The 14,575-nt window shown below is 62.4% G+C and carries 12 protein-coding genes; 1 reads left to right on the top strand and 11 read right to left on the bottom strand.

Annotation, left to right across the window (positions count from 1 at the left end; genetic code table 11):
- Positions 1 to 227 precede the first annotated feature (227 nt).
- The 7 genes from BCL93_RS05895 to BCL93_RS05925 all read right to left on the bottom strand — a co-directional run bounded on the left by BCL93_RS05895 (position 228) and on the right by BCL93_RS05925 (position 8,724).
- Positions 228 to 848, bottom strand: coding sequence for a flavin reductase family protein (locus BCL93_RS05895; RefSeq protein WP_112054172.1), 621 nt, complete (start codon positions 846 to 848; stop codon positions 228 to 230).
- A gap of 130 nt (positions 849 to 978) precedes the next feature.
- Positions 979 to 1,269, bottom strand: a complete 291-nt coding sequence (locus BCL93_RS05900) for a hypothetical protein (RefSeq protein WP_112054173.1) — start codon at positions 1,267 to 1,269, stop codon at positions 979 to 981.
- A gap of 678 nt (positions 1,270 to 1,947) precedes the next feature.
- Positions 1,948 to 2,349, bottom strand: coding sequence for a GlcG/HbpS family heme-binding protein (locus BCL93_RS05905; protein ID WP_112054174.1), 402 nt, complete (start codon positions 2,347 to 2,349; stop codon positions 1,948 to 1,950).
- 342 nt (positions 2,350 to 2,691) lie between these two features.
- On the bottom strand, positions 2,692 to 3,924 hold the full coding sequence (gene glcF, locus BCL93_RS05910; RefSeq protein WP_112054175.1) for a glycolate oxidase subunit GlcF: 1,233 nt from the start codon (positions 3,922 to 3,924) through the stop codon (positions 2,692 to 2,694).
- A gap of 81 nt (positions 3,925 to 4,005) precedes the next feature.
- A complete protein-coding gene (gene glcE / locus BCL93_RS05915; RefSeq protein WP_112054176.1) occupies positions 4,006 to 5,082 on the bottom strand; it encodes a glycolate oxidase subunit GlcE in 1,077 nt (358 codons plus the stop codon).
- Positions 5,083 to 5,165: 83 nt separating this feature from the next.
- Positions 5,166 to 6,665: a glycolate oxidase subunit GlcD gene (gene glcD / locus BCL93_RS05920; protein WP_112054177.1), complete on the bottom strand. Its 1,500-nt coding sequence runs from the start codon at positions 6,663 to 6,665 to the stop codon at positions 5,166 to 5,168.
- Positions 6,666 to 7,023: 358 nt separating this feature from the next.
- Complete coding sequence (locus BCL93_RS05925; RefSeq protein WP_112054178.1) at positions 7,024 to 8,724, bottom strand: L-lactate permease; 1,701 nt, start codon at positions 8,722 to 8,724, stop codon at positions 7,024 to 7,026.
- A gap of 274 nt (positions 8,725 to 8,998) precedes the next feature.
- On the opposite strand from BCL93_RS05925, the gene BCL93_RS05930 reads away from it, so the two are divergent.
- Positions 8,999 to 9,709, top strand: a complete 711-nt coding sequence (locus tag BCL93_RS05930) for a glutathione S-transferase N-terminal domain-containing protein (protein WP_112054179.1) — start codon at positions 8,999 to 9,001, stop codon at positions 9,707 to 9,709.
- A 125-nt stretch (positions 9,710 to 9,834) separates the two neighbouring features.
- On the opposite strand, the gene BCL93_RS05935 is transcribed toward BCL93_RS05930, so the two are convergent.
- From BCL93_RS05935 to BCL93_RS05950, 4 genes are all read right to left on the bottom strand, one after another.
- Positions 9,835 to 11,142, bottom strand: a complete 1,308-nt coding sequence (locus BCL93_RS05935) for a hypothetical protein (RefSeq protein WP_112054180.1) — start codon at positions 11,140 to 11,142, stop codon at positions 9,835 to 9,837.
- Between the two features lie 130 nt (positions 11,143 to 11,272).
- Positions 11,273 to 13,324 (bottom strand): FUSC family protein, encoded by a 2,052-nt coding sequence (locus tag BCL93_RS05940; RefSeq protein WP_309251216.1) that lies wholly within the window; start codon positions 13,322 to 13,324, stop codon positions 11,273 to 11,275.
- On the bottom strand, positions 13,321 to 14,187 hold the full coding sequence (locus tag BCL93_RS05945) for an efflux RND transporter periplasmic adaptor subunit (RefSeq protein ID WP_112054181.1): 867 nt from the start codon (positions 14,185 to 14,187) through the stop codon (positions 13,321 to 13,323). Before BCL93_RS05945 ends, BCL93_RS05940 begins: the two co-directional genes overlap by 4 nt.
- Positions 14,187 to 14,405 (bottom strand): DUF1656 domain-containing protein, encoded by a 219-nt coding sequence (locus BCL93_RS05950; RefSeq protein ID WP_112054182.1) that lies wholly within the window; start codon positions 14,403 to 14,405, stop codon positions 14,187 to 14,189. Before BCL93_RS05950 ends, BCL93_RS05945 begins: the two co-directional genes overlap by 1 nt.
- Positions 14,406 to 14,575: the final 170 nt, after the last annotated feature.

Below are 14,575 nucleotides of genomic sequence, written 5' to 3' on the forward strand. Positions count from 1 at the left end.
TCTTCTCCTTCGGCGCGACTGCGCCGGCCTGGTGTTTCGCTCGCGCTCTATCGACTTCTTCTCTGGTCTTCTCGGGCTGTTCTCGGCTGCTGCCTCATCTCCGATGTTCGTTCAGTCTGGTGCATCGGCGGGCGGCGCGCCATGGGCTGGCGGGTCGTCTCTTTTCCTGCACGACCTTGCGCACGACTGCCGGGCTGGCAAACGGGGGCGCTGTGAGGCGCGAGACATTATCCCGGGCGATGCATCTCGAAGCGCTGCTCGGGAGTGATCTCGAAGTAGTCCGCAGGACCGCCGCCGCGCAGGATGGGGCCGGCGTCGGCTGTCTGGTAGACGCCATCCTTGAGGAGGGTCTGATCGATGTGCACGCCGACTACCTCACCGAGCACCAGCCAGGTGTCGACGGCATCGCCTGCGGCGGAGGTGAGCTGCAGGAGCTGGCTTAGCCGGCACTCGAAGACCACCCGTGCCTCGGCGACGTGGGGGACGCTGACCACGCGAGAGTTCGCAGGAGTGAGGCCGGCCAGAGTGAATTCATCCACCTCGGCGCCGACCGCCGAACAGCTCTGGTTCATGGGCTCGGCCAGTTCGCGAGTTGATAGCTGCCAGCAGAACTCGCCGGTTGCTTCGATGTTCCGCACGCTGTCCTTGTAGCCGACGCTTGCGAACCCGATGATCGGCGGCGTGTAGTTGAAGGCATTGAAGAAGCTGTAGGGCGCTAGATTGCGGGTGCCATCGGCGCTCTGCGAGGAAATCCAGCCGATGGGTCGCGGTCCGATGATGGCATTGAAGGGGTTGTGGGGCAGGCCGTGGCCGTCATCAGGGCGGTAGAAATGCACGTTGTCGGGCATGAAACCTCTCCGGGCGTTGGCGGGTGGTGTATAAGGCGAGTCGTCAGTATGCCGCCGGATGGTCAAGGCTGGCAAAACGAAAAAACCCCGGCATGGCCGGGGTCCAACGTATCAGCAAGGGGGCTGAAACTTAGTTTTCGTTAGCGGAATCTACGCCGCTATCCGGGGCGACTTCGCCATCTTCCAGCGTCGCATCGCTATCTTTCATCTCGATGTCGTTGGCGCTGTCATTGCCGCCTTCTTTGACCATTTGGCCATCTTCCAGTTTTGCATCACTCTCAGATGACATATCGCTGACTTCATTCGCTGAGTCGACGCCGGTCGGGTCGGCCATCTTGTCTTCATGGTGCTCAGCGAGAGCGGCGCCTGACATCATCATCATCAGTGTCAGGGCTGAAGCTGTGGTCACAATGCGTTTCATAGTGTACCTCTCGTCCAGTGAATGGCACTTCAATGCATTCATGTGGCTGTACGAATGCTATACACAACTTATTCAATAATTAGGTAGCATGCAACCATTTCGTGCATGACGGGTTTTTATAATCGGAATTGCACACGGTAATGGCGCTCGGCGTCACACCGTCTAAGACTAATAGAGCGGGTGAGAATTCCACCATCAAGGGGTGGCCAGCGAAGACTCTTTGTTCGGCGCGACGTCCTTGATCAGCGCACAGTCATGCCTTGAAGCGCGAGGAGGCGATCATGAGAGACATGCTAAGCAAGGGGAGCTGTACGTTAGGCGGCGCGGTGCTGCTAGGTGTCGGCTTGGGCCTGTATTTTCTGGAGCAGTCGGGGCTGGCGTTTTTGGGCGCCTTGATGTCGGGGTTGGGGGCCGGGCTAATGCTCATGGCTGGTGGATCCAGCGGGAGTGATTGACGCGTAAGTTCAGTATCTCGACAGCATCGTATCGATTGCCACTATGTGGCGGGCGGCCGGTGCTCATTGTCGAGACAAGTCGCCAGCAAGGCGTGATCTTGCAGCAGGGCAGACAAGCGGTGGCGTATATCAGCGGTGTAGTAAAAGGCGCGACGAAAAAGGGCCCCGCAGCTCTAGGCTGGGGGCAAGGGGAGAACCGGAATAACGTGTTGGCGGTGCGTGCTTAGCCCAGGGCGGCGATGCCTGCCTTGGCGACCTGTACGTCCTGATCCGGCTTGACGCCGGAGACGCCCACGGTGCCGGCGATTTGGCCGTCGTGTAGTACCGGGACACCGCCTGACAGGGTGGCGGTCAGCGGGGCGGACAGGAAGGCGGTGCGGCCGTTGTTGATCATGTCCTCGAAGGCCTGGGTTTCCTTGCCGCCCAGCGCGGAGGTGCGGGCTTTCTCGGAGGCCACTGAGGGAGTCATCGGCGCGGCGCCATCGAGGCGGCGCAGGGCCAGTAGATGGCCACCGTCATCGGCAACAGCGATGGTCACGGCCCAGCCGTTGGCTTCCGCTTCTTTCTGTGCGGCGTCGAGAATGATGTTCGCATCTGCGAGGGTCAGTACGGATTTGGTCTGCATGGAATGCTCCTATGGGGTGTGGGACATGTGGTGGTTGAGCGGCGCCAGCCAGATAGGGCTGGCGCCTGCATGAATCGCGCGGTGACGCTCCTTCATTAGGTACGTCATGTCAGCGCCTCATCGACGATTTCGATCCAGTGGCGAACCGGCGTGCGGCCAGCCCCGGCCAGGTGGGCCTGACAGCTACATGCGTGAGCGCCGTGACGATCCTCTGTCGAGTGCATCACGTCAGCGCCTCATCGACGATTTCGATCCAGTGGCGAACCGGCGTGCGGCCAGCCCCGGCCAGATGGGTCTGACAGCTACATGCGTGAGCGCCGTGACGATCCTCTGTCGAGTGCATCACGCCAGCGCCTCATCGACGATTTCGATCCAGTGGCGAACCGGCGTGCGGCCAGCCCCGGCCAGATGGGTCTGACACCCAATGTTCGCCGTGACGATCATCTCCGGGTCGCCGGCTTCCAATGCGTCGAGCTTGTTGTCTCGCAGCTGGGTGGCCAGTTCTGGCTGGGTGATCGAATAGGTACCTGCCGAGCCGCAGCACAGGTGGCCATCCTGAACCGGGGTTAGCGAGAAGCCCAGCCGGCTGAGTACGCCTTCGACGCTGCCCGCTAGCTTCTGTGCATGCTGCAGCGTACAGGGGCAGTGAAAGGCCAGCCGCTTCTTGTCCTGAATGCTCAGGGCGTCCAGGTCTTCGTTGGCCAGTAGTTCGCCGAGATCCTTGGCCAGTGCGCTGACGCGGGCGGCTTTCTCGGCATAGGCCGGATCGTTGGCCAGCGCTTCGCCATATTCCTTGACCATGGCGCCGCAGCCGCTGGCGGTCTGAACAATGGCTTCACAGCCCTCTTCCAGGTGCGGCCACCAGGCGTCGATATTGGCGCGCATGCGCTCTCGCCCGGCGTCCTGGGCATTCAGGTGGAAATCGATGGCGCCACAGCAGCCGGCCTCGGGCGCTGGGGTCAAGCCGATGCCGAGCTTGTCCAGCACTCGGGCGGTGGCGGCATTGGTGTTGGGCGATAGGCCAGGCTGTACGCAGCCTTCGAGAATCAGCATCTGGCGAGCATGGCGCCTGCCCTCGGGGCGCTTGCCGGCATCCACCGGCGCCGGCGGCATCTTGCTGCTGAGCCGGCCCGGCACCAGTGGCTTGAAGGCAGTACCCAACGCGAGCAGGGCCTTGAAGCGGGCGGGCTCGACCAGCGCCTTGCGCAGCCCGAAGCGCAGGGTTCGCTCCGGCAGGCTTCTCGGCACGCGGCGCTCGATTTCGGCGCGGCCGATGTCGAGTAGCTTGTGGTACTCGACGCCGGAGGGGCAGGTCGTCTCGCAGTTGCGGCAGGTCAGACAGCGGTCCAGGTGCAGCCGAGTCTCCTCGGTGACCCGGTCGTCGTCATCGCGGCTCTCCAGCAATTCCTTCATCAGGTAGATGCGACCGCGGGGCCCATCGCGCTCGTCGCCGAGCAGCTGGTAGGTCGGGCAGGTGGCATTGCAGAAGCCGCAGTGCACGCAGCTGCGCAGTACCCGGTCGGCCTCACGGATATGCGGCTTCTTGAGATCGTCTTGGCTGAAATGAGTCTGCATCGGGCTCTCTCTTCGGGCTATCTCTTCAGGCGTTCCCGTCGTGCTGCTCTTTTGGGAGTTCCCTTCGAGCTGTTACCGAGCTCAGAAGTCGCCGTAGAGGCGGCCAGGGTTGAAGATCCCGTTTGGGTCGAGTTCGGCCTTGAGCCGACGGTGGTACTTGGCGATGACCGGGGCCAGCGGCGTGAAGGGCTCGGCTGTTCCGGGCGTCAGGCAGCTGGCGTGGCCACCGGCGCTGCTGGCGGCGGCGCGAATCTCATCGGGATCGGCATCGCTCTTCAGCCAGCGCTGGGCGCCAGCCCAATCGAAGAGCGTTTCTCCGGCCAGTGAAAGCGGCGGGGTATGGTTGGGCAATGACAGCCGCCACAGCGGGCGTGAGTCTTGGTTAAAGAAGGGCAGGTTCAGGTCGCGCAGCGCCTGCCAGAAGCCGTCCTTGAGCTCGTCGCCGCCGAGGCGCTCGCGGGTCGCGGCCACCGAGCTGGCGCCGCCCTCCAGGCGCAGGTGCAGGGCGCCGGCTGCGTAGGCCGCAGCGGTGATCGGCAGCGGCTGGCGGCCCCATTCGGTGAGCCGGTCCAGGGCTTTCTCCAGCGGCATGTCCAGGTGCAGGCTGGCACTTGCGGCGGGCTTGGGCAGCACCTTCATCGACACCTCGCTGACGACACCGAGGGTGCCCTGGGCACCGACCATCAGCCGCGACAGATCGTAGCCGGCGACGTTCTTCATCACCTCTCCGCCGAAGCGCAGCTCGCGGCCGGCGCGATCGATCACGCGGGTGCCGAGAACGAAGTCGCGCACCGCGCCGGCCCAGGGACGGCGCGGGCCGGATAGCCCGGTGGCGATCATGCCGCCGACGGTGCTTCCCTCACCGAAGCGAGGCGGTTCGCAGCCGAGCATCTGGCCTTCTGCTTCAAGCGCTGCCTCTAGCTCCGCGAGCGGCGTGCCGGCACGTACCGAAACGACGAGCTCGACCGGGTCATAGTGGGTGATACCGCGATGGGCGGCCAGCGACAGTGGCGTGCCGTCCATCGTTCGGCCGTAAAAACCCCGGGTGTCGCCACCGACGATTCTCAACGGCGAGCCAGCGGCATCTGCCTGGCGGATCTGCTCGCCAAGTTCTGCGCTCGCGTCCTGATAGCGGGGTGATACGTATTTCTCAGACATGATGAATCCTTCTGGGTCTCGCCAGCTCCGCGGCGGCCTCTAGCCGCCGCGGCCGCCTTGATCAGAACCGTGGAAGCTCTCGATTAAAACCGCGGAAGCTCTGGATGCGGCAGCTCGTTGTTGTGGACGTGCATGGCACCGAACTCGGCACAGCGCTGCAGGGTCGGGATGTTCTTGCCCGGGTTGAGCAGTCGCTGCTCGTCGAAGGCTGCCTTCACCGCATGGAACGCTGTGATCTCATCGGGCTGGAACTGGGCGCACATCTGATTGATCTTCTCGCGGCCCACGCCGTGCTCGCCGGTGATGCTGCCGCCGGCCTCCACGCACAGCTCAAGAATCTTGCCGCCGACTTCTTCGGCAAGCTCAAGCTCGCCGGGCTGGTTGGCATCGAACAGGATCAGCGGATGCATATTGCCGTCACCGGCATGGAAGACGTTGGCAACACGCAGGCCCGATTCCTCGGAGAGCCGGGCGATGCCCTTTAGCACGCCTGGCAGGGCCCGGCGCGGGATGGTGCCGTCCATGCAATAGTAGTCCGGAGACATGCGCCCCACGGCGGGGAAGGCATTCTTGCGACCGGCCCAGAAGCGCGCCCGCTCGGCCTCGTCGCGGGCCTGCTGGATATCTGTGGCGCCGGCGGCTTCAAGCACGCGGCGCACCGTCTCGCAGTCGTCGGCCACGTCGGCTTCCACGCCGTCGAGCTCGCAGAGCAGAATGGCTTCGGCATCTACCGGGTAGCCGGCCTTGACGAAGTCCTCGGCGGCGCGGATCGCCAGCTTGTCCATCATCTCTAGGCCGCCAGGGATGATGCCCGCGGCGATGATCTCGCCCACTGCGCGGCCTGCCTTCTCAACGTCGTCGAAGCTTGCCATCAGCACCTTGGCGGTCTCGGGCTTGGGCAACAGCTTGACGGTGATTTCGGTGATCACGCCGAGCATGCCCTCGCTACCGGTGAACAGGGCCAGCAGGTCGAAGCCCGGCGCGTCGAAGGCCTCGGAGCCCAGGGTCATGCGCTCGCCTTCGATGGTAATCACCTCGACCTTGAGCACGTTATGCACCGTCAGGCCGTATTTCAGGCAGTGCACACCGCCCGCGTTCTCGGCGACGTTGCCTCCGATCGAGCAGGCAATCTGCGAGGAAGGATCGGGAGCGTAATAGAGACCATGGGGCGCGGCGGCTTCGGAGATCGCCAGGTTGCGAACACCGGGCTGCACTCGCGCGACGCGGGCCTCGGGGTCGACGTCGAGGATGCGCTTGAAGCGCGACATCACCAGCAGCACGCCCTGCTCTAACGGCAGGGCGCCGCCGGAAAGGCCGGTGCCGGCGCCGCGCGTCACAACCGGCACGCCCAGGGCGTTGCAGCGGCGCATCAGCGTCTCGACCTGATCAAGGGTCTCGGGCAGCGCCACCAGCATTGGCAACACCTGGTAGACCGACAGGCCATCGCACTCGAAGGGTCGCAGGTCTTCCTCGTGGTGCAACAGGGTCATGCCCGGAATGGCCCGACTCAGGTCAGCGAGCACGTCGGCCTTGTCATGGGGCGCAATCGCGCCGTCGAGATGTTCATCGTAGAGGATGTTCATGGTCGTGCCTCAACTGGGTCGTGGCCACGGGCCACGGCAAAAGCTAGTCCTCCAATCTGCGCAATCCTTGGAAGCCTGTAAAGCCTCTTGGGACGATGGTATGACCAATGGATGAGATAAAATGGAAATATTTTCCATCTTTTCATTGTGTCCGGGTCATTGTGTCCAAGGGCATGGCCGGTTGCCCAGCGACGAATGACGCATTCATACGCCGAAAGCAGTCAGGAAGTGGCTTGATAGAGGCAGGCAATAACGAAGGGAGCAAAGCAAGATTAGAAGGAGCGCAGTACAAGGGCCAGTAAGCACGACGCCCGGCTGGGCGCGGGCGTCGTGATGATGGCTTAGGGTGCCGGCCCCTTTAGCCCAGGCCGAGCAGGCCGTCGCTGATATTGAAGCCGTAAAGCGCTATCAAACCGATTAGACCGGCGGCGGTCACGTAGTAGATCGTCGGCAGGATCGTCTTGCGCAGGGTGATGCCTTCTCGACCCAGCAGGCCGACGGTTGCCGAGGCTGCGACCACGTTGTGAATGGCGATCATGTTGCCGGCGGCGGCGCCGACCGCCTGCAGGGACACCATCATGGCGGTGGATAGCCCCAGCTGCTGCGCGACGTTGAACTGGAAGTCCGACAGCATCAGGTTCGACACGGTATTGGAGCCGGCGATAAAGGCCCCCAGGGCGCCCACTGCCGGTGCAAACAGCGGATAGACATGGCCCATGCTGTCGGCCACAAACTGCGCCATGGCGACCGGCATCGAGACCAGGTCTGCGGTATTGACGCCGGAGTTGATCAGGATGCGCACCATGGGAATGGTGAACAGCAGCACGAAACCAGCGCCCAGCAGGGTCTTGGACGACTCGTGGACGGCGGCCTTGACCTCTGCAATACGCATGCGATGCAGGGCGACGGTGACCAGCACGACCGCGATCAGAATGCCGCCAGGCAGGTAGAGTGGCTGGATGCTGCCCGACACGCCGGCCTCGCCAAGAATGTTGCTCCAGGACAGGCTGAGCGAGGTCAGCGCCTGCTTGAGCGGCTCGATGGTGCGCGAGGCGACTAGGAAGATGGCCAGCAGCACGTAGGGCACCCAGCCCATGAAGGTAGACATCGGCGCTTTGCCGCCGACGTTATCGAGCTTGATCTCGAGCTTGCCGATCCACTCGTCAGGCCAGGAGCTGGACTCGGGGAAATCCCAGGTGTCTTTCGGGATCAGGAAGCCACTGCGAGCGGCCGGCACGACGATGGCAAGGCCTACCATGGCGCCGATCATCGACGGGAACTCCGGCCCCAGCAGCACGCCGGCCAGCATGTAGGGCACCACGAAGCAGGCACCGGCGAAAAGGGCGAAGGGCGCAATCGACAGGCCTTCCTTCCAGGAGCGATTGGCGCCGAAGAAACGCACCATCATTAGCACCAGCAGCAGCGGCATCAACAGACCGATGATGCCGTGAATGATGGCCACCTCAGAGGTGATCAGCCGAAAGTACTCGAGCCAGGTGCCGCCGCCGGCGGTCAACTGCTCGGTGATGCCGGCCTTGTCCAGGCCACCGCTAACGCCGACCACGATGGGCGTGCCCACGGCACCGAAGGATACCGGCGTGGACTGGATCATCATGCCGACCATCACCGCGGCCAGCGCCGGGAAGCCGAGCGCTACCATCAGCGGTGCGGCTACGGCGGCAGGCGTGCCGAAGCCCGAAGCACCTTCGATGAAGCAGCCAAACAGCCAGGCGACGATGATCGCCTGAACCCGGCGGTCCGGGCTGATGCCCGAGAAGCCGTTGCGGATCGCTGCGATGCCGCCGGAATGCTTCAAGGTGTTGAGTAGCAGGATGGCGCCAAAGATGATCCACAGGATCGCCACCGTTAGCATCAGACCCTGCAGGGTCGAGGCCAGAACGCGGTTGGCCGTCATGTCCCAGGCAAACAGGGCGATGGCGGCAGTCACCACATAAACGATGGGCATGGCCTGACGCGCCGGCATACGAAAGCCGATCAGTAACACGCCAGCCAACAACAGTGGCATGAAGGCGAGCAGGGCGAGTAGGGTTTGACTCATGAGGCAGCAATCCTTGTTTTCATTGGGTGGAAGGGAGGTGCCGAGGACATAAGGTGGTTAGGTTAGTAACCGATACTACGGCTTGGCACCATAAGGTTGGATTGATGCTTTGGCTATCGGTGGATAATTGGTATGACCATTGGTGTTATGCTAAATAAGATTCTCCATCTCTTTGATATACAAGAATTGTTAGCGCCAATATGGCCCCTTTTTACGAAAGTTCGTGGTGTTTTGGGGCGCAATTTTTAGACTAATGGACAGGTGAGGAGACCACATGAGCCGAGTGCTTTATGAACTGTGCGGGATTGATGACGAGCTGCTCTTTTCGCCCTTCTGCTGGCGGGTGCGCTATGCGCTTGCGCACAAGGGGCTTGATGCCGAGACACGGCCGTGGCTCTTTTCCGAGAAAGACGCCATCGCCTTCTCGGGGCAAGGGCTGGTGCCGGTGTTGGTCGACGGCGATGAGGTGGTCAGCGACAGTTTCGAGATCATGCGCTATCTGGATCGGGTCTATCCCGACAAGCCGCTGCTGGGAAGCCCGGAAGCCGAAGCGAGGGCTCGCTTCTTCAAGCACTACGCCGAGCGTTCGCTGGCGCCGGGCATGATGCGCACCATCGTCATGGATCTCTACAATGCGATCCATCCCGATGACCGGGAGTACTTCCGTACCACCCGCGAGAAGCGTTTCGGCCGCACCTTGGAGGAAATGCATTCGCCGGCCAAGGGCCTGAGCATGCTCGACCAGGCGCTGGCCCCGTTGCGGGGGCGCCTTGAGGAGAGCGACTTCATGGATGGCGAGACCCCCGGTGCCGCGGACTACCTGCTGTTCGGCAACTTCATGTGGGCACGCACGGTGTCGACGGCGGACCTGCTGTCCAACGCTGACCCCGTGTATGGCTGGGTCGAGCGCATGCTCGATGCCCACGCCGGTCTGGGCCGCAACGCCAAGCGTATCGTCGATATCCAGGGCGCCTACGACAAGTGATGCTGTCATGAGCGCCAGACGACGTCTTCGGCGCCGCATCGCCAAGCAACGTTAGCTGGCTTGCATAGAAAACGCCCCGCTCTGATGAGCGGGGCGTTTTCATGTGCGAGGTGTCAAATGTCAGCTTAGAACGTCAGGCCGACGTGGGTCTGAAAGCTGGTGTGCCACTGATCGTCGATCGGCGAGCCAAAATAGTTGAGGCCGTTCTTGTTGGTAACGATATCGAACCAGGCGTAGTAGGGCCCAGCGGTGAGCTTCATGCCCAAGTCGTTGACCACGGGGTTATCCCGGTCGCCAAAGCCGCCGTTGGCCGGGGTGAAGTCGCCTGACGGATCGATCATGCTTAGATCGTTGTAGAAATAGGCATTCTCTACCGGACCCCAGTTGACGTCCATGCTGTAGGCTAGGCTTGCCGAGTACATTTCACCTTTGGCGGGGATCAGGTAATTGAAGTTGAACGCCCCGATCTGCATGACATTGTCAGAGATTTCGGAGGCCGATTCCGCCGGATTTTCCGCATTGTATGCGTAGGTGGTGGCCTGCAAGCGGGTCATCCAGCTGCCGTAGTTGCCACTAAGGCCCACGGCCGCCTGCCAGTTGTCGCCGCTCTCACCAGTCTTGGTGTTGTAGAGCTGTCCGCCTTTGGCCGACAGGTTGACTTCGGTGGTGTAATCGCTGCCTTGGCCGAGGGTGTAGGCGACGCGAGCGGCAAGCTGGTTTTCTTCGCTGTTGCCCTGAGCGCTGCTGCCAACGGCATTGGCGCCGTAGTGGGCGTTATCGTCGCCGAGCTGGTCGCTCTTGAAGAAGGCAAGCGACGTGTCCCAGGCGCCTTGGCTGTGATCCCACTTGATACCCGCATTCTGGTTGTCGTTGAAGCCAGCAATGTAGGGCAGGGTGCCGTACCAACCCAGGTAGCCGTAATCCATGTTACCGAACGGAGTCTGTACCAGGCCAAGCTTCAGACTGTCGTTTTCTGATACGTCATAGCCCATCCAGCCGTGCTGGAGGAAACGATAGCCGTTGTAGAAGCGATACTGGAAGGAGTAGTTGAAGGCCCCTTCGCCGCCGCTGATGCCAAGATTGAACTTGCCGAAGTCGAAGTCGCCGACGGTGTCCTTGTCGCGCTGATCCCAGTCGTTGAATACCGAGCCGAATTCAAGCTGGCCGCTGATGGTGGTCTGCTGGGCGGCTTCGATGAGGGTGCGGTTTTCTTCGGCCAGCTCGCGTGTTTCCTGGCCGCTGGCATCCTCGGCCTGTGCTGATGTGCTCTCTTGTTGCTCGAGCTGATTCTGCAGTTGCTGCATTTCGTCGCGCAGGGCGTCCAGTTGGCGCTGGACGTCTGCGGTATCTTGGCTGTCCTGAGCCAGTACCGGGGTGGCAACGGCGAAGAGCCCCATGGTCAAGCCAACGGCCTTGAGTGATCGCTTGCTCACATTTTCTCCTTGGTAAAGATGTCAGGAAGAAAACAGGTGCTACCTGTCTTTTTTGAAGTGATTGTCGCTTTTTGGCGACAGCACACTATCAAAAATAACGACAGGTTAGAAATTTGGACGTGCAATCAACTTAAGAGGGCTTACTGGCAAGTCGCGTGGGGTGGTCGGCCATCACCTCGGCCTGGCGCTCGAGGGTCAGCGACAGGCGCTCGACCAGTCCTTCGAGCAATACGTGCCAGTCCCTGGAGATACCGCCGTGGGTGGCGAGGGCGTCATCCAGTGCCTGGCTCGCCTCGCGAATGCCGCGAGGCGACTGGCCCCGAGCGCTTTCCTCGAAGGCCTTGGCAAGCACTGCCAGCAGCTCATGCAGGGCCTGGCGGACCGGGGGTGCGGTATCGTCGAGGCGATGGCGCAGACGCAGGCAGGAGCGGCCGAGGTCGAGGCCATTGAGGCCGATCATGAACAGGTGTCGTTGATCCTCGGGCAGCATGTTGTCGTGGCGGCCGAGCTGCAGCAGGCGATCCGCCATGCGGCCGCTGAACGTGGCCTCTGCTTCGTGTAACGGTGGCGTACCGATGTCGCGCAGGTCTCGGCTGATGGCGCTGACCAGACGGCGGCGCTGAACGGGAGCCCCTAACCCGGGTATCAGCCGAAATGCCATCACGACCGCACTCAGACCGATAATCACGGCAATCGCGCGGTTGGCAAAGCTATCGAAGGAGAAATCCATGCCGTTGCCGGGCATGGTCAGCAGGATATTGAAGATGGTGAAGGCCAGGCAGTAGCCCATCAGCTGTGGCTTGGCGGCCCCCAGAAGCCCCAGGAAAAGCGGCGTGAAGAGCAGCATGGCCAGCATCGGAAAGCCGTTGGCCTGGGAAAGCAGTACATGGCCGAACAGGAAGGCGCTGGGCAGGGCCACCAGCATGCCTTTGAAGAACATCATGCAGATCGTGACCGGGTTATCGCGGCTGGCGAAGAACGTCGAGAACAGGGTGCCCAGCAGCATCGCGACCTGGCCGTTGGACCAGTGCGTTTGTAGCCAGAAGGTCGCCAGACAGGAAAACACCAGCCCGGCACGCCCGGCATTGAGCAGTGCCGCCAGGTGGTCCCGGTGCCAGGAGAGGGCGCCGGCACGCAGGCGCTTGCGGCCGGGGTGGGCGATGGCTTCTCGGGCGTCGAGCATGATCATGGCGCTGCCCAGCACCTCGCGCAGGCCAAGCAGCAGGCGGCGCTGCAGGGGGGCGAGATCGGCGTCCGGGCAGGCATGGGCCTGATGGCGCAGGGCCTGCAGACGCTCACGGGCGGCTGGTACCCCGCTGACATCCGCGGCATCGCGAAAGGCCTGGGCGCTCTCGCCGGCGAGCTGTCTCAGCGGTGCGTTGATCTGGCCGGCCTGGTTCTGCAACAGCTGATGCAGCGCGCTCAGGGTGGCAAAGAAGCGGAGCGTGCGCTTGGTCAAAAGGTGAGTCGCGCGGACGCGGCCGGCACTGCCCGGGCCCTCGTAGCGTGCCGATTGGCTGTCGATTTCGAGCGTCATCAGCGGCTCGAGGCTCTGGGTCAGCGATTGCTGGAGCTCGCTCATATCGTCGCTGGCATTCAGCCGCTGGGCGGCATGGGTAAAGGCCTGATTGACGACGCTGTCGGCCTGACGAGCCAGGTGTTCCTTGACTGGCGTGGGCCATAGTAAGGCGTTGACCAGGGTCGCACAGATCGCCCCCAGGCCGAGCTCTGAGAGCCTGGCCACTGCGATGTCGAAGACACCGCCGGGCTGGCTGTGTCCGATGACCACCACCAGCATCGCGGTCACGGCGCCCATGATGCAGCCGTAGGAAAAGTTGTTGCGCAAAAGGGAGCTTGCGTAGGCGCACAGCATCAGCCAGAGCGTGAGGGTGATCAGCGCCGGCACCCTCGCCTGTGAAAACAGGGCCATGATTCCGATGCCGACCAAAGCACCGATCAGGGTGCCGCCGATCTGGCACAGGCCTTTCTCGATCACCATACCGCTCATCGGCCGAATTTGCAGGAAGGCGGCCGAGATCAACGCCCAGTAGGGGCGGTCGAGATCGAACAGTAGCGCCACATAGAGCGCCAGCACCATGGCGAGCGTGGCCTTGGTGGCAAACTTGAGGGCGGATCGAGACGGCGTCAGGTAGGCATCGATCCAGGGTGACAGGCGGCTCAAGGCGACGGTGCCTCGAGGATGCGCACGGTTGCAGTCATGCCGGCACTCAGCAGGGTGTTCTCGGGGATCTCATCGAGTTCGATGCGCACTGGGATACGCTGCGCCAATCGCACCCAACTGAAGGTCGGTTCGACCTGGGGCAGCAGCTGGTCGTTGGATGAGGTATTGCTGTCGGCGATGCCACGGCCGATGCCGGCAACATGGCCTTCAAGCGGGGTGTCGCCGCTCATCAGGGTGACGCGGGCGGGATCGCCGAGGGCGATGCCCGGCATCTTGGTCTCCTCGAAATAGCCGGTCACGTAGTAGGAATCTGCCTTCACCAACGCCATCACCGGGTTGCCGGTATTGACGTAATTGCCTTCGCTGAGCTTGAGATTCAGGACGTGGCCATCGGCCGGCGCGGTCACCGTGGTGCGTTCGAGGTCGAGCTGCGCGCTTTCAAGCTCGGCCTGGGCCTGATCAAGAGTGGCCTTGGCACTGCGGGTCTCAAGGTGTGCGAGATCCAGATCCTCGTCGCTGATCGCCTGGTTGCTAAGGCGGCTGCGGCGGGTCTCTTCATGCTGCTTTGACTGCCACTCTGCCTGCCTTTGTGCGACCACCGCCTTGGCCTGCTCAACGGCCGTTGCATAGCGCTGGCGGTTGATCTGGAACAGGACATCGCCCTTGCCCACTGCCTGAGTATCCTCGATAGACAGCTCGCTCACCCAGCCGGAGACATCCGGTGCGATGGTGATCACCTCGGCCCGTACCCGGCCGTCCCGGGTCCAGGGCGTATAGAGATAGTAATGCCATAGCCAGGCACCTGCGGCGAGGGCCAGGGCCACGATCACGAGCGTGGTCAGCATGCGAAGCAGTTTGCGCATCATAACGATCCGGTAGCAGAAGAAGAGAGAAAGGCGATGGCTGCGGTGATGATCACGAACAATGCCGCGTCGAACCAGGCTTCATACCAGAACACCCTCGAGCCCACCAGGCGATGCAGCAGGGTGCGGACGAGCAGTGCGCCGAGAAAGCCCAGCAGGGCGTATAGCAGCAATGGGCTTACGTAGATGCCGCCGAGGGCGATTTCCTTGAGGTCCATGCTGTCTCCCTTTGGTCGGCAGTCGGGCACTGGTGGGTAAACGCAATATGTTAGCACGCTATCAAAATAGTTACATGTGGCCCCTCTGGGCGCTGTTCGAGAAGCCCGCTGGCACCGTTGACAGGATTGCGCTCAGACATTTTGTTTAATGTTTAGGCTACGCTTATGCT

The sequence above is a fragment of the Onishia taeanensis genome, assembly GCF_003268885.1.
In the GTDB taxonomy this organism is placed as follows: domain Bacteria; phylum Pseudomonadota; class Gammaproteobacteria; order Pseudomonadales; family Halomonadaceae; genus Onishia; species Onishia taeanensis_A.

What these genes read in the sequence shown, in the direction of transcription:
- BCL93_RS05925 (WP_112054178.1), bottom strand. Translation starts at nt 8,724, where the DNA reads ATGAGTCAAACCCTACTCGCCCTGCTCGCCTTCATGCCACTGTTGTTG.
- glcD (WP_112054177.1), bottom strand. Translation starts at nt 6,665, where the DNA reads ATGAACATCCTCTACGATGAACATCTCGACGGCGCGATTGCGCCCCAT.
- BCL93_RS05900 (WP_112054173.1), bottom strand. Translation starts at nt 1,269, where the DNA reads ATGAAACGCATTGTGACCACAGCTTCAGCCCTGACACTGATGATGATG.
- BCL93_RS05895 (WP_112054172.1), bottom strand. Translation starts at nt 848, where the DNA reads ATGCCCGACAACGTGCATTTCTACCGCCCTGATGACGGCCACGGCCTG.
- BCL93_RS05945 (WP_112054181.1), bottom strand. Translation starts at nt 14,187, where the DNA reads ATGCGCAAACTGCTTCGCATGCTGACCACGCTCGTGATCGTGGCCCTG.
- BCL93_RS05930 (WP_112054179.1), top strand. Translation starts at nt 8,999, where the DNA reads ATGAGCCGAGTGCTTTATGAACTGTGCGGGATTGATGACGAGCTGCTC.
- BCL93_RS05950 (WP_112054182.1), bottom strand. Translation starts at nt 14,405, where the DNA reads ATGGACCTCAAGGAAATCGCCCTCGGCGGCATCTACGTAAGCCCATTG.
- glcF (WP_112054175.1), bottom strand. Translation starts at nt 3,924, where the DNA reads ATGCAGACTCATTTCAGCCAAGACGATCTCAAGAAGCCGCATATCCGT.
- glcE (WP_112054176.1), bottom strand. Translation starts at nt 5,082, where the DNA reads ATGTCTGAGAAATACGTATCACCCCGCTATCAGGACGCGAGCGCAGAA.
- BCL93_RS05905 (WP_112054174.1), bottom strand. Translation starts at nt 2,349, where the DNA reads ATGCAGACCAAATCCGTACTGACCCTCGCAGATGCGAACATCATTCTC.